The sequence below is a fragment of the Telluria sp. ZT3P25 genome, from assembly GCF_059685895.1.
The window spans coordinates 4,129,789-4,152,837 of sequence record NZ_JCASIJ010000001.1 but is presented as its reverse complement, the minus strand read 5'-3'; the positions used below and the strand labels follow the sequence as shown (position 1 = coordinate 4,152,837).

General features: G+C 65.1%; 20 protein-coding genes. 13 read left to right on the top strand and 7 right to left on the bottom strand.

The window, feature by feature from the left end; translation table 11 throughout:
* The first annotated feature begins 98 nt into the window (after positions 1-98).
* Entirely contained in the window at positions 99-833 is a 735-nt protein-coding gene (locus tag AC56LY_RS18415; protein WP_499581854.1) for an NYN domain-containing protein, read from the top strand.
* Here AC56LY_RS18415 and recG read toward each other — a convergent pair.
* Entirely contained in the window at positions 830-2,890 is a 2,061-nt protein-coding gene (recG, locus tag AC56LY_RS18410; protein ID WP_499581852.1) for an ATP-dependent DNA helicase RecG, read from the bottom strand. The two genes, AC56LY_RS18415 and recG, sit on opposite strands and share 4 nt — an antisense overlap.
* Before the next feature lie 118 nt (positions 2,891-3,008).
* Here recG and queA point away from each other — a divergent pair, with 118 nt between their 5' ends.
* The 5 genes from queA to secF all read left to right on the top strand — a co-directional run bounded on the left by queA (position 3,009) and on the right by secF (position 8,684).
* A complete protein-coding gene (queA, locus tag AC56LY_RS18405) occupies positions 3,009-4,031 on the top strand; it encodes a tRNA preQ1(34) S-adenosylmethionine ribosyltransferase-isomerase QueA (protein WP_499581850.1) in 1,023 nt (340 codons plus the stop codon).
* A gap of 27 nt (positions 4,032-4,058) precedes the next feature.
* A complete protein-coding gene (tgt, locus tag AC56LY_RS18400) occupies positions 4,059-5,198 on the top strand; it encodes a tRNA guanosine(34) transglycosylase Tgt (RefSeq protein WP_499581848.1) in 1,140 nt (379 codons plus the stop codon).
* 180 nt (positions 5,199-5,378) lie between these two features.
* A complete protein-coding gene (yajC, locus tag AC56LY_RS18395) occupies positions 5,379-5,711 on the top strand; it encodes a preprotein translocase subunit YajC (RefSeq protein ID WP_183555984.1) in 333 nt (110 codons plus the stop codon).
* A 59-nt stretch (positions 5,712-5,770) separates the two neighbouring features.
* Positions 5,771-7,645, top strand: a complete 1,875-nt coding sequence (gene secD, locus AC56LY_RS18390; protein ID WP_499581846.1) for a protein translocase subunit SecD — start codon at positions 5,771-5,773, stop codon at positions 7,643-7,645.
* A 16-nt stretch (positions 7,646-7,661) separates the two neighbouring features.
* Positions 7,662-8,684, top strand: a complete 1,023-nt coding sequence (gene secF / locus AC56LY_RS18385) for a protein translocase subunit SecF (protein ID WP_499581844.1) — start codon at positions 7,662-7,664, stop codon at positions 8,682-8,684.
* Positions 8,685-8,829: 145 nt separating this feature from the next.
* Here the strand turns inward: secF and AC56LY_RS18380 are convergent, their stop codons facing one another.
* On the bottom strand, positions 8,830-9,723 hold the full coding sequence (locus AC56LY_RS18380; protein ID WP_499581842.1) for a LysR family transcriptional regulator: 894 nt from the start codon (positions 9,721-9,723) through the stop codon (positions 8,830-8,832).
* A 103-nt stretch (positions 9,724-9,826) separates the two neighbouring features.
* Between AC56LY_RS18380 and AC56LY_RS18375 the strand changes: the two genes are divergently transcribed.
* Positions 9,827-10,855, top strand: coding sequence for a zinc-dependent alcohol dehydrogenase family protein (locus AC56LY_RS18375; protein WP_499581841.1), 1,029 nt, complete (start codon positions 9,827-9,829; stop codon positions 10,853-10,855).
* A 4-nt stretch (positions 10,856-10,859) separates the two neighbouring features.
* Here AC56LY_RS18375 and AC56LY_RS18370 read toward each other — a convergent pair whose 3' ends face one another.
* The 5 genes from AC56LY_RS18370 to AC56LY_RS18350 all read right to left on the bottom strand — a co-directional run bounded on the left by AC56LY_RS18370 (position 10,860) and on the right by AC56LY_RS18350 (position 15,391).
* Positions 10,860-12,704 (bottom strand): glycoside hydrolase family 15 protein, encoded by a 1,845-nt coding sequence (locus AC56LY_RS18370; protein ID WP_499581839.1) that lies wholly within the window; start codon positions 12,702-12,704, stop codon positions 10,860-10,862.
* A complete protein-coding gene (locus AC56LY_RS18365) occupies positions 12,697-13,494 on the bottom strand; it encodes an SDR family oxidoreductase (protein ID WP_499581837.1) in 798 nt (265 codons plus the stop codon). Before AC56LY_RS18365 ends, AC56LY_RS18370 begins: the two co-directional genes overlap by 8 nt.
* A 264-nt stretch (positions 13,495-13,758) precedes the next feature.
* Positions 13,759-14,592, bottom strand: a complete 834-nt coding sequence (locus AC56LY_RS18360) for an HDOD domain-containing protein (RefSeq protein ID WP_499581835.1) — start codon at positions 14,590-14,592, stop codon at positions 13,759-13,761.
* 92 nt (positions 14,593-14,684) lie between these two features.
* Positions 14,685-14,966, bottom strand: a complete 282-nt coding sequence (locus AC56LY_RS18355; RefSeq protein WP_183555992.1) for a hypothetical protein — start codon at positions 14,964-14,966, stop codon at positions 14,685-14,687.
* Positions 14,963-15,391 (bottom strand): MarR family winged helix-turn-helix transcriptional regulator, encoded by a 429-nt coding sequence (locus AC56LY_RS18350; protein WP_499581833.1) that lies wholly within the window; start codon positions 15,389-15,391, stop codon positions 14,963-14,965. The genes AC56LY_RS18355 and AC56LY_RS18350 overlap by 4 nt, the downstream gene beginning before the upstream one ends.
* 225 nt (positions 15,392-15,616) lie before the next feature.
* Between AC56LY_RS18350 and AC56LY_RS18345 the strand changes: the two genes are divergently transcribed.
* The 6 genes from AC56LY_RS18345 (at position 15,617) to astB (ending at position 23,004) form a co-directional block, all read left to right on the top strand.
* Entirely contained in the window at positions 15,617-16,555 is a 939-nt protein-coding gene (locus AC56LY_RS18345; protein ID WP_183555994.1) for a GlxA family transcriptional regulator, read from the top strand.
* 136 nt (positions 16,556-16,691) lie between these two features.
* Positions 16,692-17,993, top strand: a complete 1,302-nt coding sequence (locus AC56LY_RS18340) for an acetylornithine/succinyldiaminopimelate transaminase (protein WP_183555995.1) — start codon at positions 16,692-16,694, stop codon at positions 17,991-17,993.
* Positions 17,994-18,061: 68 nt separating this feature from the next.
* The gene (locus AC56LY_RS18335) at positions 18,062-19,114 is read left to right on the top strand and encodes an arginine N-succinyltransferase (RefSeq protein ID WP_258835944.1); all 1,053 of its coding nucleotides are present in this window, start codon (positions 18,062-18,064) and stop codon (positions 19,112-19,114) included.
* Complete coding sequence (gene astA / locus AC56LY_RS18330) at positions 19,105-20,184, top strand: arginine N-succinyltransferase (RefSeq protein ID WP_258835943.1); 1,080 nt, start codon at positions 19,105-19,107, stop codon at positions 20,182-20,184. The genes AC56LY_RS18335 and astA overlap by 10 nt, the downstream gene beginning before the upstream one ends.
* Positions 20,177-21,661: a succinylglutamate-semialdehyde dehydrogenase gene (gene astD, locus AC56LY_RS18325; RefSeq protein ID WP_499581831.1), complete on the top strand. Its 1,485-nt coding sequence runs from the start codon at positions 20,177-20,179 to the stop codon at positions 21,659-21,661. The genes astA and astD overlap by 8 nt, the downstream gene beginning before the upstream one ends.
* Positions 21,662-21,663: 2 nt before the next feature.
* Positions 21,664-23,004 carry an N-succinylarginine dihydrolase gene (gene astB / locus AC56LY_RS18320; protein ID WP_499581829.1) on the top strand — a complete coding sequence of 447 codons (1,341 nt, stop codon included), beginning with the start codon at positions 21,664-21,666 and terminating at the stop codon, positions 23,002-23,004.
* The last annotated feature ends 45 nt before the right edge of the window (positions 23,005-23,049 follow it).

Below are 23,049 nucleotides of genomic sequence, written 5' to 3'. Positions count from 1 at the left end.
GTGCGTTTGTACAACACGGTAAGCGCCCAGACGGGAAATGCCACCCGCCCGTCGTCAATATCCTGCTAGAGTTAAGCTGTTGCCTAACGGGAATTTTCATGCCTGACGAACGGAATGTCGCGATACTGGTCGATTGCGAAAATGCGCAGAGCGCCGTGCTCGATCAGGCGATGCAGCATGCATCGACCCTTGGGCGTGTGGTGCTGCGGCGCGGTTATGGCAACGCGGCTTCGCTGACCAACAAGTGGCAGGAAGCGCTGATCCGTCACGGCTTTGCACCGTGCCTGCAATTCCAGTATGTGGGCGGGAAGAACACGGCCGATATCGCGCTGGCGCTGGACGCGCTGGAGATGCTGCTCGACGGGCGGGCCAACCAGTTCGTGATTGTCACGAGCGACTCGGATTTTGTCGGCTTGTGCCGAAAGCTTCAGGAGCGCGGGGCTGGCGTGCATGTATGTGGCGAAGCGAAAACGCCTGCAGCCTTGCGATGTGCCTGTGACGCATTTCATGAGGCGGCATTGGTCGCACCGGTCGTCGAAGCGCCACTGGCTGCGGCGGGCGCCGTGAAGACCGTCGTCGACTGGCGGAATCTACTGGTCAAGACGGTCCGCAAAGTCGCCAAGGCGTCGCCCAATGGATTGGTCAAACTGAGCGAACTGGGAAATCAACTGAAGCAAGCCAGTCCCGGGTTTTCTCCGGCAGCACATGGTCATGCCAAGCTGCGGACGATGATCGAAGCCTGCAGCCAGTTGCGATTGCACCAGACCGAGGGTGGCCATTGCACTGTCAGCATGGCGCCAGCATCGCCGCCCACCGCCCTGCGCGCCGTCTAAACTTTCAAGAACTCTTCACGCCCACCCAGCCAGCGCGCCAGGTGTGCATCGACGACCGCCATCTTCTCCGGCGTCTCGCCCTCAAGCAGCCACTGCGCCACGTCGCGTGCTCGGTCGACCATCCACTGGTCGATCTCCAGGTCGGCAAAACGCAGCATCGCCTGTCCTGACTGGCGCGCGCCCAGAAATTCACCAGGCCCGCGAATCTCCAGGTCACGCCGCGCGATCTCGAAACCGTCCGTTGTTTCGCGCATCGTCAACAGGCGCTGCTTGGCCACCTGGCCCAGCGGCGACTGGTACAGCAGCAGACAAACCGATGCCGCCGAGCCGCGGCCCACGCGCCCGCGCAGCTGGTGCAGCTGCGACAGGCCGAACCGCTCCGCATGCTCGATCACCATCAGCGACGCATTGGGCACGTCCACGCCCACCTCGATCACGGTCGTCGCCACCAGCACATGCACCTGGCCCGCCGTAAACGCGTCCATCACTTCCTGCTTCTCTGCCGGCTTCATGCGGCCATGCACCAGCCCCACCTGCAGATCGGGCAGCGACTCGGCCAGCGTTTCGTAGGTCTCGGTTGCGGTCTGCAATTGCAGCGCTTCGGATTCCTCGATCAGCGGGCAGACCCAGTACACCTGGCGGCCTTCTAGCGCCGCGGCGTACACGCGTTCGACGACTTCGTCACGGCGGTTCTGGTCGATGGCGCGCGTGACGATCGGGCTGCGTCCCGGCGGCAGTTCGTCGATCACCGAGACTTCGAGGTCGGCGTAGTACGTCATCGCCAGCGTGCGCGGGATCGGCGTGGCCGACATCATGAGCTGGTGCGGCACCAGGCCGTCGCTGCCCTTGTTGCGCAGCGTGAGGCGCTGGCCGACGCCGAAGCGGTGCTGTTCGTCGACGATCACCAGGCCCAGTTTGGCAAACTGCACCGAGTCCTGGATCAGCGCGTGCGTGCCGATCACCAGGTGTGCCGCGCCCGATTCGATCAACGCGTTCGACGCCGCCTTGTCCTTTTTCTTCAGGCTGCCGGTCAGCCACGCGACCTTTACGCCAAGCGGCTCCATCCACGCGGCGATCTTGCGGAAGTGCTGCTCGGCCAGGATCTCGGTCGGCGCCATCAATGCGGCCTGGTAGCCGCTGTCGATCGCCTGCGCGGCGGCCAGCGCCGAGACCACCGTCTTGCCGCTGCCGACGTCGCCCTGCAGCAGGCGCTGCATCGGGTAGCCGGCGCGCAGATCGGCGCGGATTTCTTCGACCACGCGCTGCTGCGCACCGGTCAGCGCAAACGGCAGCCCGGCCAGAAAGCCTTCGGACAACTGGCCCACCGCGCGCAGTGGCGGCGCGCCTTTTTCGCGACGCGCACGCTGCGCGCGTTTCAGCGACAACTGCTGCGCCAGCAGTTCGTCGAACTTCATGCGGTCCCAGGCCGGGTGCGAGCGCTCGATCAGCGCGTGCTCGTCGACATCCGCCGGCGGGTAGTGCAGGAGCTTTACGGCCGGCTCGAAGTCCATCAGGTCCATGCGCTTGCGGATCGCTGGCGGCACGGTGTCGGCCCAGTCGATGCGCTTCATCGCATCGGCGATCGCGCGCCGCAGCACCGTTTGCGACAGGCCTTCGCCGGCCGGGTACACGGGCGTGAGCGAGGCGGGCAGGGGCGCGCCTTCGTTGACGACCTTGTAGCCCGGGTGGACCATCTCGGCACCGAAGAAGCCGTGTTTGAGTTCGCCCCGCGCGCGGATGCGCACGCCTTCGGCCATCTGCTTGACCTGGCTGCCGTAGAAATTCATGAAGCGCAGCAGCAGGTCGCCCGATGCATCGGCGATCGTGACGAGCAACTGGCGGCGCGGCTTGAACGAGATCTCGTTCTTGGTCACGATGCCTTCCACCTGCCAGGTCTGGCCGCCGCGCATGCAGGCATCCCGGATCGTGATGATCTGGGTCTCGTCCTCGTAGCGCAGCGGCAGGTGCAGCACCAGGTCCATGTCGGTGCGCAGGCCAAGGCGGGCGAGCTTGCTTTCGAGCGTTTTTGGGGGCGTTGTGGTTTTAGGGGCGGGCATATTGCGGCAAAGTGGCGCTTGCTGACGTAAAATAGAAGGTTCGCCGTATGCGCTTCAAGCCTCTATTGTAAAGCTGGCAGCATTGATTTGCCGAGATTTGCCCAACCAATTGAACATCATGTATTCGCTATCCGATTTCGACTTCGACCTGCCCCCCGAGCGCATCGCGCAATTGCCGCTGCCGGACCGCAGCGCATCGCGCCTGCTGCACCTCGATGGCGACCAGATCATCGACCGCCAGTTCGCCGACATCGTCGACCAATTGCAGGCGGGCGACCTGCTCGTGATGAACAACACCCGCGTGCTCAAGGCGCGCTTCTTCGGCGTCAAGGAATCCGGCGGCCAGGTCGAGGTGCTGGTCGAGCGCGTGCTCGACAACCGCACGGTGCTGGCCCAGGTCCGCGCGTCGAAGTCGCCCAAGCCGGGCAACCGCATCCGTCTCGCTGACGCTTTCGACGTGACGGCTGGCGAGCGCGCTGGCGAATTCTTCACGCTGCATTTTGAAGGCGATGTGTTCGATCTGATCGAAGCGCATGGCCGCCTGCCGCTGCCGCCGTACATCGAGCACACTGCCGACGAATTCGACGAGCAGCGTTATCAGACGGTGTACTCGAAAGAGCCAGGCGCCGTGGCCGCGCCCACGGCCGGCCTGCACTTCGACCAGCCGCTGCTCGACCGCCTGGCCGCAAAAGGCGTGAACTTCGCCTACGTCACGCTGCACGTGGGTGCAGGCACCTTCCAGCCGGTGCGGGTCGAAGACCTCAGCGAACACAAGATGCACACCGAGTGGTACACGATCGCGCAAGAGACGGTGGACGCGGTGCGCGCCACCCGGGCCGCAGGCCGCGACGTGATTGCCGTCGGTACGACGAGCCTACGCGCGCTGGAATCGGCCTCGCAAAGCGGCGAGCTGATCGCCGGCAGCGCCGACACGGCCCTGTTCATCACGCCCGGCTACACCTTTAAAACGGTCACGCGCCTGGTGACCAACTTCCACCTGCCCAAGTCGACGCTCCTGATGCTGGTGTCGGCCTTTGCCGGCTACGCGCCGATCCGCGCTGCCTATGCGCACGCGATCGCCAACGAATACCGCTTCTTCAGCTATGGCGACGCCATGCTCTTGAGCACCACCTCACGATAAGTCCAGAAAAATAGGCCAGACACCACGATGCTCGAATTTACCCTGCTCAAAAAAGACACCAGCGGCCTGTCGCACGCCCGCCGCGGCCGCCTCAAGCTGAACCACGGCACCATCGAAACCCCGATCTTCATGCCGGTCGGTACCTACGGCTCGGTCAAGGCGATGGACCCGATCGAGCTGAAAGACGTCGGCTCGCAGATTATCCTGGGCAATACCTTCCACCTGTGGCTGCGCCCGGGCGTGGACGTGATGAACAAGTTTGGCGGCCTGCACAAGTTCATGGGTTGGGATGGTCCGATCCTGACCGACTCGGGCGGTTTCCAGGTGTTTTCGCTGGGCGCGATGCGCAAGATCACGGAAGAGGGCGTCAAGTTCGCCTCGCCGATCGACGGTTCGAAACTGTTCCTGTCGCCGGAAATCTCGATGCAGATCCAGCGCGCGCTCAATTCGGACATCGTCATGCAGTTCGACGAATGCACGCCGTACGAAATCGACGGCCGTCCGGCCACCGCCGAAGAAGCAGCGAAGTCGATGCGCATGTCGCTGCGCTGGGCCCAGCGCTCGATGAACGAGTTCAATGCCGGCGGCAACCCGAACGCGCTGTTCGGCATCGTCCAGGGCGGTATGTACGAGCACCTGCGCGACGAGTCGCTTGCCGGCCTGGAAGACATCAACTTCCCGGGCCTGGCCATTGGCGGCCTGTCGGTTGGTGAGCCGAAGGAAGACATGAAGCGCATCCTGGCCCACGTCGGCCCGCGCCTGCCCGAGAACAAGCCGCACTACCTGATGGGCGTGGGCACGCCGGAAGACCTGGTCGATGGCGTGGCCAACGGCGTCGACATGTTCGACTGCGTGATGCCGACCCGGAACGCCCGCAACGGCTGGCTGTTTACGCGCTTTGGCGACGTCAAGATCAAGAATGCGCGCTATAAAGAAGAGATGGCGCCGCTCGACGAGAGCTGCACCTGCTACTGCTGCCAGAATTTCTCGCGCGCCTATCTGCACCACCTGCACCGCTCGAACGAGATCCTGGGCGCGCGCCTGAACACGATCCACAACCTGCATTACTACCTGAATCTGATGCAGGAAATGCGCGACGCGATCGATGCCGACGGCTTCCAGGCCTTCCGCGTCAAATTCGCGGCCGACCGCGCACGCGGCGTGTAAGCACTTGCTTACCCTGCGGCCCCGATCTTGCGGTATTGACGGTCGGGGCTGCATGCGATATCGACCGGTTTGTCTTGCAATACCTGAAAGCAAGACGACATACTGCCGGATATGGTTTGCGGCTTCTGGCCGATGCTAGAATACACCGCTTATTTTTTTAACTTCACCATCGGAGTTCTTGTGTTCATTTCCAACGCGTACGCGCAAACTGCCCCTGTCGCCGATGCCGGCATCATGGGTAGCCTGACGACCTTCCTGCCGCTGATCCTGATGTTCGTGGTCATGTATTTCCTGATGATCCGTCCTCAGCAGAAACGCCAGAAAGAGGCGAAAGCCATGATGGACGCACTGGCCAAGGGCGACGAAGTCGTGACCGCCGGCGGTATCGTCGGCCGTGTTTCGAAAGTGGCCGAAGCCTATGTGACCCTGGAAGTTGCCGTCGGTACCGAAATCACCGTGCAAAAAAATTCGGTGACCACGCTGCTGCCAAAAGGCACGCTCAAAGCCCTGTAAGCCTTAGCTGTGCGCCGTGCGGGGCAACCCGCACTGCCTAACCTGAACGCCGGAACACTATGAATCGCTATCCCGTCTGGAAATACCTACTGATCGTCATTGCGCTGTTGCTGGGCGCCTTGTACACGGCGCCCAACTACTTCGGCGAAACGCCGGCGTTGCAGGTCACATCAGGCCGTTCTACCCTGAATATCACGAGTGCCTCCACCACCGTGGTTGCGGATGCGCTCAAGCGTGCCGGCATTCCATCCACTGGTATCACCCTTGAAGGCACGGGCCACACCACCTCGGTGCGCGCGCGTTTCGCCGGTACCGAAGAGCAGTTCAAGGCCAAGCTGGCCTTGGAGCGCGAACTGAACCGCGACCCTGCCAATCCCGATTACATCGTCACCGTCAACCTGGTGAAGAACACCCCGGCCTGGATGACGGCCATTGGCGCAGCGCCGATGAGCCTGGGCCTGGACTTGCGCGGCGGCGTGCACTTCCTGCTGCAGGTCGACACCAAGGCAGTCCTCGACAACAAGGTTAAGGCCCTGCAGTCGAGCGTGCGCAGCAATCTGCGTGACAAGAACGTGCGCCACAGCGGCATCGAGCGCGTGCGCGACACCATCGAAGTACGCTTCCGCGACGCCGCCACCCGCAGCAATGCCCGCAATGTGCTGGCCGCGCAGTCGAGCGAGCTGGCCTTTGCCGATGCTGCCGATGGCGCCGACATGAAGCTGGTCGTGAGCCTGAAGCCCGAAGCCATCAAGCGCTCGGTCGAAGACGGCATCAAGCAGAACATCATGACGCTGTCCAAGCGCATCAATGAACTGGGCACCACCGAGCCGATCATCCAGCAGCAGGGCGCCGACCGCATCGTGGTCCAGCTGCCAGGCGTGCAGGACGTCGCCCGCGCGAAAGACATCATCGGCCGCACCGCCACGCTCGAGCTGCGCATGGTCGACACCACCGTGACCCCGGGCACCGAGCTGTCGGCAGCGATTCCGCTGAACTCGGAGCTGTTCACCGAAGGCCGCGGCGCACCGATCGTCGTCTCGCGCGACATCATCCTGACCGGCGAATCGATTTCGAGCGCCACCGCCAGCTTCGACCAGAACCAGCAGCCTGCCGTTTCGCTCGACCTGAACGGCGACGGTGGCCGCCGCATCCGCCTGGCCACACGTGACGCCGTCGGCAAGCGCATGGCGATCCTGCTGAAAGAAAAGGGCGTCTACAACGTGTTGTCGGCCCCGACCATCCAGCAAGAACTCGGTTCGAGCTTCCAGATCACCAATATGGGCACCTCGCAGGACGCCAACGAGCTGGCGCTGCTGCTGCGCTCGGGCGCGCTGTCGGCGCCGATGGAATTCGTCGAAGAACGCGTGATCGGCCCGCAACTGGGCGCCGAGAACATCGAACGCGGCCTGCACTCGACCATCTGGGGCTTCGTGGCGATCGCGATCTTCATGATCATCTACTACCACCTGTTCGGCGTGTTCTCGGCGCTGGCGCTGGCGGCCAACGTGCTGTTCCTGCTGGCCCTGCTGTCGATCATGCAGATCACCTTGACGCTGCCGGGTATCGCGGCAATCGCGCTGGCCCTGGGCGTGGCAATTGACTCGAACGTCTTGGTGAACGAACGTATCCGCGAAGAGCTGCGTGCCGGCGCGACGCCACAGGCAGCGATTTCGGCCGGTTCCAAGCATGCCTGGGACACCATCGTCGACTCCAACGTCACCACGCTGATCGTCGGCCTGGCGCTGTTGATCTTCGGTTCCGGTCCGGTGCGCGGCTTCGCCGTGGTCCACTGCCTGGGCATCCTGACCTCGATGTTCTCGGCCGTGGTCGTGGCACGTGGTTTCGCCAACCTGTGGTACGGCCGCCAGAAGAAGCTGACGAAGATTTCGATCGGCACGGTCTGGCAGCCTGGCATGACGCCTAACAAGAAGTAAGCACCGGGATACGACAATGGAATTTTTCAAGATCAAACGGGACATCCCGTTCATGCGCCACGCGCTGGTCCTCAATGCGATCTCGGTGATCACATTCGTGGCGGCGGTGTTCTTCCTGATCACCAAACCTCTGAACTTCTCGGTGGAGTTCACGGGCGGCACGGTGATGGAGCTGCTCTATCCGAAAGCGGCGGACCAGGAAAAGATCCGCAACACGCTGCGCGGCATGGGCTATTCGCACCCTGAGGTGGCCAGCTTCGGCACCGCGCAGGACATCATGCTGCGCCTGCCAATCGTCGCAGGCGCGCCGGCGGCCAGCAGCTCGACGGCCGTGTTCAACGCGATTTGCCGTGACGAGCAGGGCACGACCAAGCAGACGCAAACGACGACCGACAAGGGTGAAGTGCTCAACCGCACCAGCTGCGTCGCACCAGGCGGGCAAGAGCTGATCAGCCTGCAGCAAGTGCAGTTCGTCGGCCCGTCGGTCGGCGAGGAGCTGGCCCAGAACGGCCTGAACGCGCTGCTGATGGTCATCCTGGGCATCGTGGTCTACCTGGCGATCCGCTTCGAATGGAAATTCGCTGTCGCCGCCGTGGTCGCCAACCTGCACGACGTGGTCATCATCCTGGGCTTCTTCGCGTTCTTCCAGTGGGAGTTCTCGCTGACGGTGCTGGCGGCAACGCTGGCGGTGCTGGGCTACTCGGTCAACGAGTCGGTCGTCATCTTCGACCGGATCCGCGAAATGTTCCGCAAGCAGCGCCGCATGAGCGTGCCGGAAGTGATCGATCACGCGATTACCAGCACGATTTCGCGCACGATCATCACGCACGGCTCGACGCTGATGATGGTCATGTCGATGCTGTTCTTCGGCGGCTATGCGCTGCACTACTTCGCGATTGCACTGGCCATCGGTATCTGCTTTGGTATCTACTCGTCGGTGTTCGTGGCGGCGGCCGTGGCGATGTGGCTGGGCGTCAAGCGTGAAGACCTGATCAAGCCAGTCAAAGAGAAAGACGACACCGACGGCGCCGTCGTCTGACCGATTGCACGATTGCGGCTTTGTGTGTGTCAACGCACGGAGCCGCGATGTGCCCGTATTTATAGTGGAACTGTCTCTTTCAGGACATCCCTAGTTTTGGACTTCACCCGCCCCGGCAACGGCGCGGGTTTTTTTTGCCCTGGCGCTAAGCGTGGTCGGCTGCAAATTGCTGCTGCAAAAAGGCAATGAACAAGCGCACTCGCTGCGGCGCCTGCCGTCCGTAGGCATGCAGCGCGTGGACCTCCAGCCCTGGCATTGGCAAGTGTGGCAGCACGATGTCGAGGCGGCCGGCGGCCAGATCGTCCGCCACGGCGATCCGGGCCAGCTGGGCGATACCGGCGCCTGCCAGCGCAGCCTGGCGCAATACGACCCCATCGTTGGTGTCGAACGGACCGTCCGGCACCAGGCTGCTGCCGTCGGCCCAGGTCCAGGGGAAGGGGCCTGCCGGCGTCAGGTAGCGCAGGCAGGCGTGCTCGGCCAGGTCGGCCTGCGTGGCCGGCTGCCCGCGCCGCGCCAGGTAAGCGGGCGCGGCAACGAGCACCGGCTGCAGCGTCGTCAAGCGGCGCGCCGTCAGGCGGTTGTCCAGCAGGGCGCCAACGCGGATCGCCACGTCATACCCTTCGCGGATCAGGTCGACCTGGCGGTCGGCAATCCCCAGTTCGAGCTTGAGCCGGGGATGCGCGAGCGCGAAACGCTCGGCCCAGCCGGCAAACACGGTGCGGCCCAGGTCACTTGGCGCCGCCACGCGCAGCAGGCCGCTCACATCGGCTGGCGTGCGTAGCGCTTGCTCCGCATCGGCCAGCGCCTGGATCAGCGGCGCCACCCGCTCGAAATACAGCGCGCCTTCGGCCGTCAGCGCCAGCGTGCGTGTCGAGCGCTGGATCAGGCGCACACCGAGCCGCGCTTCCAGCCGCGCCACGCTTTTCGATACCGCCGAGGGACTCGCGCCCAGCAGGCGCGCAGCATCGCTGAACGACCCGGTCTCGATCGTGCGGACAAACGCGGCCAGGCCGGCGGAGGTATCGACAATGGCAGTCATTCAAGAACTTTCGGCATAAATCATGTGATGTTTTTGGGGCTAATTATCCGGGATATCCGCAATTACCATGGCAGCCATATCAATCTGCTCTAAAGGTTATCTCATGCTTCCAACCACGATGCGCCACTGGCGCCTGGCCGCGCCCGGCCGCGACAACCTGACACTGGCGAGCGCGCCGGTGCCCCAGCCTGGTCCGGGCGAGGTCCTGGTCCGCGTTGGTGCGGTGGCGCTGAACTACCGCGACCTGCTGGCGATTGATGCTGGCATGGGCATTCCGCCGGTGTTTCCGCTGACGCCGGGCTCGGACCTGTGCGGTGTCGTCGTCGCGGCTGGGGAAGGCGCGCGGCGCTTGCAGCCGGGCCAGCGCGTGATCTCGACCTTCGAGGCGGGCTGGTTTGATGGCTTGCCTGCGGGGACTGCGCGCCATCCGCCCGCCCATACGCTCGGAGGCGCGGCGCCCGGCGTGCTGGCCGAGTATGTGGCGCTGCCGGAAGACTGGTTCGTGACGGCGCCCGAACGCCTGGACGATGCGCAGGCCAGTACGCTGCCGGTGGCCGGCCTGACTGCCTGGAGCGCGCTGGTCGAGCACGGGCGGCTGCACGCCGGCCAGACGGTGCTGATCCAGGGCACGGGCGGTGTCTCGCTGTTCGCGCTGCAGCTGGCGGTGGCGCATGGCGCGACGGCGATCGTGACCTCGTCCAGCGACGCCAAGCTCGACCGGGCCAGGGCGCTGGGTGCGGCGCACCTGATCAATTATGCGCGCGAGGACTGGGTCGAGGCGGTGTACCGCATCACCGGCGAGCGGGGCGCCGATCATGTGCTCGAGATGGTGGGCGGCGCGCACCTGGACCGCGCGCTCCATGCGGTGGCGGTGCAGGGACGGATTTCGCTGATCGGCGTGTTCGACGGCTTCACGTTCTCGGGCTCGTCCGGCCTGATGCTGCGCAAGCAGGTCACGCTGCAGGGGATCAGCGTCGGCCACCGGCGCGCTCTCGAGGCGCTGGTGCGCGCGGTGGACCGCACCGGCATTGCGCCCGTGATCGACCGGCGCTATCCGCTGGCGGCGCTGCCGGAGGCGCTGGCGCACCTGGCGGCAGGCCCGTTCGGAAAGATCGTGATCGAGATGGCTTAAGCGATCACAACTGCCACGGATGGTTGTTCCTGCCATCGAGCGCGCTGTCGAGATACGTCGCGGCGCTGATCAGGGCCAGGTGCGTGAACGCCTGCGGAAAGTTACCGAGCAGTTCGGCCTTGCCAGTGAACTCTTCGGCGTACAGCCCGACATGGTTGCCGTAGGCGAGCAGCTTCTCCATATTGTTGTGCGCCTGCTCCATGCGCCCGGCGCGCGCCAGGCATTCCACGTACCAGAACGAGCAGGCCGCGAACGCGCCTTCTTCGCCCTCGAGGCCATCGTCGCGGTCGTAGCGCAGCACCAGTGCGTCATCGCCAAGCTGGTCGCCGATGGCGTCGAGCGTGGCCAGCCACTGCGGGTCGGTCGAACCGATGAAGCGCACCAGCGGCATCATCAGCATCGCGCCATCGAGGTCGGTAGAGCCCTTGCTGCGCACGAAGTGGCCCAGTTCCTTGTTCCAGAACGTGGCCCAGATGTAGTTGGAGATGTCGTTGCGCGCCGCGATCCAGCGGTCGAACGGTGCGGTCAGCGAGCGCTTGCTGGCCAGGCGGATCGCCCGGTCGACCGCCACCCAGCACATGAGTTGCGAGTGCAGGTGCTCGCGCGGCGCTTCGCGGCCTTCCCAGATACCGGCGTCGGGCCGGCGCCAGTTGTCGCACACGAAGCCGACCACGTGGCACACACCCAGCCAGTCGGCGTGCGAGATCGCTTCGCCATACTTGTTGCTCAGGTAAACCGCGTCGAGCAGGGCGCCGAAGATATCGAGCTGCAGCTGGGTCGCGGCGTCGTTGCCGATCCGGACCGGCTGCGAGCCGGCATAACCAGCCAGGTGATCGAGATCGACTTCGGCCTGCACTTCGCCACCGTCCAGCGCGTACATGATGCGCAGCTGGCCGTCATCCGGTCCATGGGCGGGCCGCTCGGCCGACCAGCGCGTGAACGCCTTGGCTTCGTCGGTGTAGCCAAGCCGCATCAGCGCGTAGACGGTGAACGACGCGTCGCGGATCCAGGTCGAGCGGTAATCCCAGTTGCGCGAGCCGCCCAGCACCTCGGGCAGGCCGAAGGTGGCGGCAGCGACCATCGAGCCATGACGGCGCGATGTCATCAGCTTGAGCACCAGCGCCGAGCGCGTGACGTCCTCGCGCCAGCGGCCCTTGTAGGTCGAGCGCCTGGCCCAGTTGCGCCAGTGCGCGACCACGTCAACCACCAGCGCATCGCGCGCCGCCTGGTCGAGGGGCGGGTCGCCTTCTTCGTCCATGACGATGTCGATCGACTCGCCTGCCTTCAGCACGAAGGTGGCGCCGGCGCCGCCGTCGACAGCGGTGAAGTCGACCGGTGCGCACAGGCGCAGCGACGGCGCCCCGGCGGCGGAAAACACCACCTGGCCCTGCGTGATGCTGACCTCGGGCTGCAGGCGCGCATAGTCGAAGCGCGGCTGGCAATCGAGCCGCATGCACACGTCGCCCTTGGTGACTTGCACGCGGCGCAGCAGACGCGCCGCGCCGTGGCCGATTTCTTCGGGACCGGCCATCAGGTCGGTGACCTGGACGCTGGCCTCGTCACTCAGCCACTGCGTGAGCAGGACGTTGGTGTCGGGCAGGTAGGTCTGCACGACGCGCGCATCGGCCATCTGCGGGGCCAGCGTGAAGTGGCCGCCCTTGTCCGGGTCGAGCAGGGCGGCGAATATGCTGGGGCTGTCGAAGTCGGGCCAGCACAAGAAGTCGATCGTGCCGTCGGTGGCGACGAGCGCCATCGTGGCCAGGTTGCCGATGGCGCCGTGGTTGGCGATGGGCCGTGGTGGCGGGGTGGCCGGGGGGTTGGGCGCCGGGTTGCCTGAACGTTCAACCATTGTCTTCGAAGCCCGGATACAGCGTCATGCCGCCATCGACATACACCGTGGTGCCGGTCATGTAGTCGGCCAGGTCGGATGCCATGAACAGCGCGAGCGCCGCCACGTCTTCCACGTCGCCGATGCGGCCATACGGGATCAGCTTGAGCAGCTTGTCGGCGGCCGCGCCTTCGGTGGCCTCGGCATTGATCGGCGTGCGGATGGCGCCTGGTGCGATGGCGTTGACGCGGATGCGATCGGGCGCCACTTCCTGCGCCAGGGAACGCATCAGCATGCCGATGCCCCCTTTTGACGCGGCGTAGTTGACGTGGCCGGCCCAGGGAATGATCTCGTGCACGGAACTCATGCACAGGATGGCGCCGTTGGCGCGCATGCGGCCACGGTTGCCCTGCTCGCGAAAGTGCCGGATGGCCGCGCGCGTGCACAGGAACTGGCCGGTGAGGTTGACGTCGATGACAGTCTGCCAGTCCTTGAGCGTCATCTCGGCGATTGGGGCGTCTTTCTGGATACCCGAATTGGATACCAGGATATCGATGCCGCCAAAGGCTTGAATGGTTTCGTCGAACAGGCGCGTGACGTCGTCTTCGTGCCCGACATTGGCCTGGACCGCGACGGCGCGGCCTCCGGCGCCAGTAATCTGGGCGACGACTTCTTCGGCCTTGTCGCGGCTGCTGTTGTAATTGACGACGACATGCGCGCCGGCCTCGGCAAACGCAAGGCTGATGCCACGGCCGATGCCGGAATCGCCGCCGGTGACGAGCACCACCTGGTCCTGCAAGCTGATTTTCATGGGATTCTCCAGAAGGTCGGGGCGCACAGTTGCGTGCGCCGGATATGAGAATGACCTTAGCAGAAAGCGGGAATGGGCCCGGCACGCGAGCCATAGCAATGTCGCGCGGAAAAAGAAGGGTCGAATAAGACGCTTGAAATGCGTCCAGTGTGAGTCAGCGCACCGAGAACGCTCTTCACGAGACATAAGATCAGGCTGTCTCTTTCAGGACATCCCTAGTTTTGGACTTTGGCCCGCTCCTCACCGAGCGGGCATTTTTTTTGCCTACAGCAGCGCCGAGGTCAGGCTCTTGACCTCTTCGCCCGACTCTGCCATTACGCCCTTGAGCGTGCCGTGGCCGAACACGAAGTCGATCGTGGCCGCGCCTGCATAGGTCGTGGCGCCCACGGGTGCGAACAGCGGTGACGGGAACGGTGCCAGGTCATTGGCCAGCAGCAGCGTGTCGCCCAGGGTTTCGGGTGGCAGCGCGCGCATGCCGTCCCACAACGCTTCAATGGCGCTCATCACGGGCGCAGGCACGGCCAGCTGGTGCAGCACGCCGCGACCGATGGCCGCTTCGCCATGGTCGAGCCAGGCGTCGAGATTATCGTCCAGCAGCCCCGGCATCGCTTCCGCGCGCGACAGCAGGTAAAAGCCGCCGACTTCGTGCACGATGCCGGCGAACAGCGCGGTTTCAGGGTCGACGAACGAGACGCGGCGCGCGATCACCTGGGCCAGTGCGGCCACGTGGGCCGAGTGCGTCCAGAGCTGGTCGGCCTTCTTGCGCAGGCCCGGGTCACGGATTTCGCTGGCCAGCTGGCGCACGATGACGGACGCGGCCAGCGCGCCCAGCGTGCGAAAGCCCACCCGCTGCACGGCGGCGGGCACGCTCGTAACGTCGTTGCCGGAGCGGTTATAGGCGACCGAGTTGGCGATCGCCACCGTGCGCGCGGCCAGCAGCGGCTCGGCCTGCACGAGGCGGGCGGCGGCGTCGATATGGCAGTCGGGTTCGCTCAACGCCCGCTGCAACTTGAGCGATGCGTGAACGCTGGTGGGGAACGTGAGTTCGCCCCTGCTGGCTTCAGCAGCGATGCTGTCGAGGGAGGAGAGTTGGTCCATCAAAAAATTATACCCCCAACCCATCCGAACGCGACCAAATATATTGCTCTAGAGAACCACGGGCCTTAGCCTGTGGCATCCCTGCGACCGGATTACGCTTCGCTGAAGATGGCGTCGCAGCCTTCTTTTGGCTCTTCGGTGTTTTCCAGCTCGTCGGCCAGGCCCAGGTCGAACAGTTCTTCGACCGCGTTCATGTAGCTGTTGAGCTTGGTGGCGCCGATCAGGCGGTAGATTTCGCCGGCTTCGTTGCGCACACCGATCAGCATCGGTTCTTGCTGGACTTCATCCAGGGGGGCGACGTCGAGCAGGATGTTGCCGATGATGTGCTTGTCGAAATGGGCGGGCTTCTTGTCGTCGATGAGGGCGGTTTTCAAGGCGTTTCCTTCAGGTGGGGTGGTGATGGCAGGGGACCGTTGCCGTGGCTGGCGATGCGGGTGCGCAGCAGCGTCAGGGCGGTTTCGAGCGTGGCGAAGTCGGTGTCGCTGTAAGCGTGGAACAATTCCTTGCCGCGTGCGATCACGAGCGGGAACACATCGCAGAATACCTGTTCGCCGGCTGGCGTGAGGCGCACGAAGAACGAGCGCTTGTCGTCGCAGCTGCGCTCGCGCAGTACCAGGCCCTTGTGCTCCAGGCGCTCGATGACGCCGGTGAGCGTGCCCTTGGTGATCAGCGTGCGCTCGCCCAGCTCCTTGTAGGTCATGCCGCTCGTGTTGCCGAGCGTGGCGATGATATCGAACTGCGCATGCGTCAAGCCATTCTGGCGCACGGCGTCGCCCGAGACGCGCTCGAAACTCTGCATGCACTCGGCCAGCAGTCGGACGCTTTTTAGATATCGTTCCCCCATGGGCCGGGATTATAGCCGCCCGCTGCCTTGCCGGTAGCACCACGCGTCCACCGATACGCAATATTACCGGGCAGGCGGCCACAGTCCCGTTGCGCGAATGTTCTCCGGTATGATGTACGCCCATGTCGTTTGCACAGGCCTGTGGCCATTTCCTTTTCGTGACCCTGACCATCCGCCGCGATGCAGCCTGACCTGTCCCTGCTGACCCAGGAGCGGCTGCTGCGCGTGCTCCTGGTCAACGCCGGCGAGCCGGACGCGCTGACCTGGTCCGGGCTGTACCAGCCGCTGCGGCTGGCCGCCAAGGTGCTGGGGCCCGAGCGCCTGCACGTCGACGTGCGCAGTCCCGACAAATTCATGGGCGACGCCCAGCGTCACTGGCACCTGGTGCTGCTGGTGGCCGACGAGGCCGAAGCGGCGCTGCGTCCGGCCAATCTGCGCGCGCTGGTCGAACGCTGCCGCGCCGCGCCGTTCTGGGGCGGCGTCGGCGCCGGCGTGCTGTGGCTGGCCGACGCGGGCGTCCTGCACGGCGTGCGCACCGCATTGCCCTGGGCGCTGTACCCGGACGTCAATGCCCAGGCCGAGCAGGCCCTGCTCACCCCCAACCTGTACGAATTCGACGCCAACCGCCTCACCTGCTGCGGCGGCGCGGCCAGTATCGACTTCGCGCTGACGCTGGTCGACCTGCTGTTTGGCGCGACCGTCCAGGCACAGGTGAAGGAAACGCTGTGCATCGACCGCGTGCGCGGCCCGGACGAGCGCCAGCGCGTGGCGCTGCAAGCCCGCTTCGGTGCGCTGCAACCGAAACTGTCCGAGGCGGTGGCGCTGATGGAAGCCAATATCGAAGAGCCGCTGTCCACCGACGAGATCGCCCAGCTGGCCGGCATTTCGCGGCGTCAGCTCGAGCGCCTGTTCAAGCAATACCTGGGCAGCCTGCCATCGCGCTACTACCTCGAACTGCGCTTGCGCCGCTCGCGCCAGCTCCTGCTCGACACCAATCACTCGATCGTCCAGGTGGGGCTGATGTGCGGATTTTCGTCGGGCTCGCACTTTTCGACGGCGTTCGGGGCCTTGTTCGGCAATACGCCGCGCGAGGAGCGGCAGCGGAAGCTGGCGCAATAGCGCCGTCCGGTAGCGTCAAAAATGAAAATGCCTGTCGCACTTCTAAAAGAAGTTGTCGGCCAGCGTTTCTATAATGAATTGATCATGCGGGAGACTTGTCCCGCGCCATTTACATTGATTGGATGAGGAAAAAGCCATGAACGCTCAGCTTGATTCGGGTATCGCCACGCGGTCTGTCACCCGCCAGACCTTCGACGACGTCCTGGTCCCGACCTACGCCCCGGCCGCCATGGTGCCGGTGCGTGCATCGGGCCTGGACCTGTGGGACCAGGAAGGCAAGCAGTATCTGGACTTCACCTCGGGCATCGCCGTCACCTCGCTGGGCCACGCCCATCCTGAAGTAAACGAAGCGCTGACCAAGCAGCTCAACACCCTCTGGCACCTCGGCAACGGCTACACCAACGAGCCGGTGCTGCGCCTGGCCAGTGCGCTAACCGAAGCGACGTTCGCCGAACGCGCGTTCTTCTGCAACTCGGGGGCCGAAGCCAACGAAGCGGCCCTGAAGCTCGCGCGTAAATACGCGCACACCAAGTTCGGTCCGCACAAGTCGCGCATCGTCTCGTGCCTGGCCTCGTTCCACGGCCGCACGCTGTTTACCGTGTCGGTCGGCGGCCAGTCGAAATACACTGAAGGCTTCGAGCCGCTGCCACCGGAACTGAGCCACATCCCGTACAACGACATCGAGGCCGCACGCGCCGCGATTACCGATGATGTCGCGGCCGTGATCGTCGAGCCGATCCAGGGCGAGGGCGGCGTCATCCCCGGCAACCCGGACTACCTGAAAGCGCTGCGCGAGCTGTGCGACCAGACCGGCGCGCTGCTGATCTTCGACGAAGTCCAGTCGGGCATGGGCCGCACCGGCACGCTGTTCGCCTACGAGCAGATGAACGTCAAGCCGGACGTCCTCACATCGGCCAAGGCACTGGGCAACGGCTACCCGATCGGCGCGATGCTCACCACCACCGAGATCGCCAAGCACCTGGGCGTGGGCAGCCACGGCACGACCTACGGTGGCAACCCGCTGGCCACTACCGTCGCCCTGAAGGTCCTGGAGATCATCAACCAGCCGGCCTTCCTCGCGCGCGTGAAAGAAGCCAACGTGGCGATCATGACGAACCTGCTGCAACTGGCAGCGGATTTTCCGCAGGTGTTCGGCCAGCCGCGCGGCATGGGCCTGCTCCTGGGCCTGCCGATGGCGGAAACGTCGAAAGGCCGCTCGAAGGACTTCACCAAGATCGCCGAGAAGATGGGCCTGATGCTCCTGATCGCCGGTCCGGACGTCGTGCGCCTGGCGCCGGCGCTGATCGTCTCGGACGCGCAGATCGCCGAAGCGAACCGCATCATGCGCGCCGCCGTGGCCGAATTCCTGGCCGACGCCATCGACGAACCTGCGGCGCCACGCAAAGAGGCACCCGTGCCTGCACCCGACGCCGCCTGATGCATCGGACCCGCCGGCCGCCTTGAACCAGGCGGCCGGCTGCACGCATTGACCCACAGGGAGACCACATGTATGTTGTCCGTCCGGTAGATCGCGCGGATATCGGCGCGCTCGAAGCGATGGCCGCTATTTCGATGCCGGGGGTGCATACGCTCCCGCGCACGCGCGAAGGCATCAATGCCGCCGTCGAGCGCTCGCTCGCTTCGTTCGCCGCGCAAGTCGATATTCCAAGCGAAGAATCGTATCTGTTCGTGCTCGAAGACCTGCGCTCGCGCGAGGTCGTCGGCACCGCCGCCATCCACGCGTCGGCCGGCTCGAACGGCACCTATTTCGCGTTTCGCAACGATGTCATCCAGCAGGTCTCGCGCGACCTGAACATCAGCCACAACGTGCACGCACTCACGCTGTGCTCCGAGCTGACTGCCTACTCGCACCTGTCGGGTTTTTTTGTCCGCAACCGCGAGAGCGCGGGCGTCGAGGCGGCGCTGCTGTCGCGCGCGCGCCTGCTGTACGCGATGCTCGCACCGCACCGCTTTGGCGACCGCTTCTTCGTGCCGCTGGCCGGGCGCGTCGATGCTGATGGCCAGTCGCCGTTCTGGAATGCGCTGGGCCGCAAGTTTTTCAAGATGGACTTTCTCGAAGCCGAGCGCCTGATCGAAGGCGCCCGCAACCGCACGCTGATCGTCGAACTGATGCCGCACTATCCCGTCTACGTGCCGCTGCTGCCGGGCGACGCCCAGGCGGCGCTGGGCCAGATCCATCCGGGCGGCCAGATGGCGTTTGATCTGCTGGCGCAAGAGGGCTTTGAAGCCGACGAGTACATCGACATCTTCGACGGCGGCCCGATCCTGCAGGCGCACAAGAACGCGCTGCGTTCGTTCGGCGCTTCGCAGCGCCTGCGCGTGGCCGCCGCCGGGCAAGAGTCGCCGAATCACGGCGCGCCGGTGGCGTACGCCGTCGCCAGCGTCGACAATGGCTTCCGGGCCGTGACGCTGCACTCTTCGCCGCTCGATCACGCATCGACGATCGCGCTGCCGCGCGACGTCCAGCAAGCACTTGGCGTCGCAGCGGGCGACGAGGTCGTGTGCCTGCGCATCGAAGGAGAAGCATCATGCTCGTGATCCGCGCCGCCAAAACATCCGACCTGGATGCCCTGATCAATATGGCGCACCAGGCCGGCAGTGGCATGACGACCCTGAAGCCCGACCCCGAGATGCTCGGCCAGCGCTTGGCCACGTCCGAGGCGTCGTTTGCCGAAACCATCCGCCCCGAGCAGCGCGACTACATGTTCGTGCTCGAACAGCCGCAGGACGGCAGCATCGCCGGCGTCTGCGCGATCAAGGGCGCGGTGGGCCTGACCGAGCCGTTTTACAACTACCGCATCGGCACGCTGGTGCACTGCAGCCGCGAACTGAATGTCTTCACGCGCATGGAGACGCTGTACCTGTCGAACGATCTCACCGGCTCGACCGAACTGTGCTCGCTGTTCCTGCTGCCCGAATACCGCGTGGGCTTCAACGGCAAGTGGCTCTCCAAGAGCCGCTTCCTGTTCATTGCCCAGTTCCAGCAGCTGTTTACCGAAAAGATCATCGCCGAGATGCGCGGCTACCAGGACGAGGGCGGCGATTCGCCGTTCTATGAAGGCCTGGGCCGCCACTTCTTCAAGATGGATTTCAACCATGTCGACGGCCTGACCGCGATCGGCAAGAAATCCTTCATCGCCGAACTGATGCCGCGCCAGCCGCTGTATGTCGATTACCTGCCGCAATCGGCGATTGACGTCATCGGCAAGGTGCACACCTCGACCCAGCCAGCGCGCCGCCTGCTCGAGCAAGAGGGCATGTACTACGAAGGCTACGTCGACATCTTCGACGCCGGCCCCGTGCTGCAGGGCCGCGTGTCCGAACTGCGCGCGGTGCGCGACAGCGTGCTGGCCGTGGCGGCGCAAGGCTTGCCGGCGATCGACGCCGGCGAGGTGGTCGAGGGTGCGCCCAAGGACATCGCCCACGACACCGAACACATGCTGGTGTCGAACACGCGTCTGGACGACTTCCGGATGATCCTCACGCGCGCCGTGCCCGGCGCGGGCAGCGTGGTCCTGAGTCCCGACGAGCTGGCGCTGCTGCGCATCGCCGCCGGCGACAACGTGCGTACCCTGACACTCAATACCAGGAAAAACACCCATGGCTAATCTCTCGAATTACATCAACGGCGAATGGCTCGCCGGCAGCGGCGCTGAACTCGCGACGATCGACCCATCGACCGGCCGCCAGACCTGGATCAGCAATGCCTCGAGCCCGGATGACATCGCGCGCGCCGCGCAAGCCGCGCACGACAGCTTCGAAGCCTGGGCGTTAACGCCGCTGGCCGAGCGCATCGCCATCGCCACGCGTTTTCGCGATCTGCTGAAGGACAACGCCGAGTCGCTCGCCGCGACGATCGCCGAAGAAGTGGGCAAGCCTTTGTGGGAGGCGCGCACCGAAGTCGCGACGATGGCCAACAAGATCGACATCTCGGTCCAGGCGCACGCTGCCCGCACCGGCGAGAGCGCAACCAAGGTCGCCGACGGCAACGCCGTGCTGCGCCACCGTCCGCACGGCGTGTTCGCCGTCTACGGGCCGTACAACTTCCCGGGCCACCTGCCGAACGGCCACATCGTGCCGGCGCTGATCGCAGGGAACACGCTGCTGTTCAAGCCCAGCGAATACGCACCGCGCACGGCCGTCAAGACGGTGCAGCTGTGGGAGCAGGCTGGTTTGCCCAAGGGCGTGCTGAACCTGGTCAACGGGGGCCGCGACACCGGCATCGCGCTGGGCCAGCAAGCGCTGATCGACGGCGTGCTGTTTACGGGCAGCAGCCAGACCGGCGCCGCGCTGCATAAACAGTTCGGTGGCCAGCCGGGCAAGATGCTGGCGCTGGAAATGGGCGGCAACAATCCGCTCGTCGTGTGGGGAGTGGAAGACATCGACGCGGCCGTGCACCACACGGTGATGTCGGCCTTCATCTCGGCCGGCCAGCGCTGCACCTGCGCGCGCCGCCTCGTGATCGAAAACGGCGCTGCCGGCGACGCGTTCCTGGCGCGCCTGGTGGCCGTGGCCGCGCAGTTGCAGGTTGGCCCGTCGAACGCCGAGCCGCAGCCGTTCATGGGGCCCGTCGTCTCGAGCGCCGTCGCCGCGCGCCTGGTGCAGGCGCAGGAAGACATGGTCGCGAAAGGCGGCAAGCTGCTGCTGGCGATGCGCCAGCTCGACCCGAACACCGGCTTCGTCACCGCCGGCATCGTCGACACGACCGATGCGCAGGGCGTCCCGGACGAAGAATGGTTCGGCCCCTTGCTGCAGGTGATCCGCGTGGCGAGTTTCGACGAGGCACTGCGCGTGGCCAACGCCACCGACTACGGCCTGGCCGCAAGCCTGCTGTCGCCATCAGAAGACCTGTGGCAACGCTTTGCCGTGCGCGCCCGCGCCGGCATCGTGAACTGGAACCGGCCGACCACCGGCGCGGCCAGCTCGGCGCCGTTCGGCGGCGTGGGCAAATCGGGCAACCATCGCCCGAGCGCGTATTACGCCGCTGACTATTGCGCCTATCCGGTCGCCTCGATCGAGAACCCGGTGCTGGACATGCCGGCCACGCTCTCGCCTGGCTTGAGCTTCCCGGCCGAAGGAGGTTGACCATGCGCGATGCACGCGAATTCAATTTTGACGGGCTGGTTGGCCCGTCGCACAACTACGCCGGCCTCTCGTTCGGCAACGTGGCCTCGTTCAGCAATGTGCGCAGCAGCTCCAATCCGCGCCAGGCCGCCTTGCAGGGCCTGGCCAAGATGCGTGAGCTGGCCGCGCGCGGCTTTGCGCAGGCGGTGATGCCGCCGCAGGGTCGCCCGAATTTCAGGTTGCTGCGCAGCCTGGGTTTTTCGGGCACCGATGCCGACGTGCTGGCCCGCGCTTATCGTGAAGCCCCCGTGATCCTGGCCTGCGCCTGGTCGGCTGCACCGATGTGGACCGCCAACGCGGCCACCGTCAGCCCGTCGGCCGATTCGCTCGATGGCCGCGTGCACTTCACGGCCGCAAACCTGAACAACAAGCTGCACCGCTCCGAAGAACATGTGCAGGCCACGCGCACGCTGCGCGCGATCTTCGGCAACAGCGAACATTTCATGGTGCACGACCCGCTGCCACCGGTGCCGGCTTTTGCCGACGAAGGCGCGGCCAACCACACGCGCTTTGCCGCGAGCCACGGCGCTGCCGGCGTCGAGTTCTTCGTGTATGGCCGCGTCGAGTTCGACCCCTCGGCCCCGGCGCCGAAAAAATACCCGGCGCGCCAGACGCTCGAAGCCTCGCAAGCCATCGCGCGCCTGCACGGCCTGGATCCGGCGCGCACCGTGTTTGCGTCGCAGAACCCGGACGTGATCGACCAGGGCGTCTTTCATAACGACGTCATCGCGGTCGGCAATGGCAATGTGCTGTTCTATCACGAGCAGGCGTTTGCCGATGAAGCGGGCACGCTCGACGCGCTGCGGCGCGCGCTGGCCGTTGCCGGCACCGAGCTGCATCCGGTGCGCGTGGCGACGAGCCAGGTGGCGGTGGGCGACGCCGTCGCCAGCTACCTGTTCAACAGCCAGCTGCTGTCGAAGGCGGACGGGCGCATGGCGCTGGTGGTGCCGCACGAATGCCGCGAGAACGCCGCGGTTGCCGATTATCTGGCAGGCTTGCTGGCGGGGCGCGGACCGATCGATGAATTGATCGAATTCGATCTGCGCCAGAGCATGCGCAATGGCGGCGGGCCGGCGTGCCTGCGCCTGCGCGTGGCGCTGACCGACGCCGAGGCGGCCGCGATGCACCAGGGCGTGATCATGACCGAGGCGCTATACGCGCAACTGGTTGCGTGGGTCGAACGCCATTATCGCGACCGCATCGAAACGCAGGATCTGATGGACCCGCAGCTGGCGCTGGAATGCGCCGCCGCGCTGGAAGAACTCACACGCATCCTCGGCTTGCCGGGGCTGTACGACTTGTAACAGCAGGATTCGGGCGGGTAATCCCTGTCCATATAAAGCAGGGCA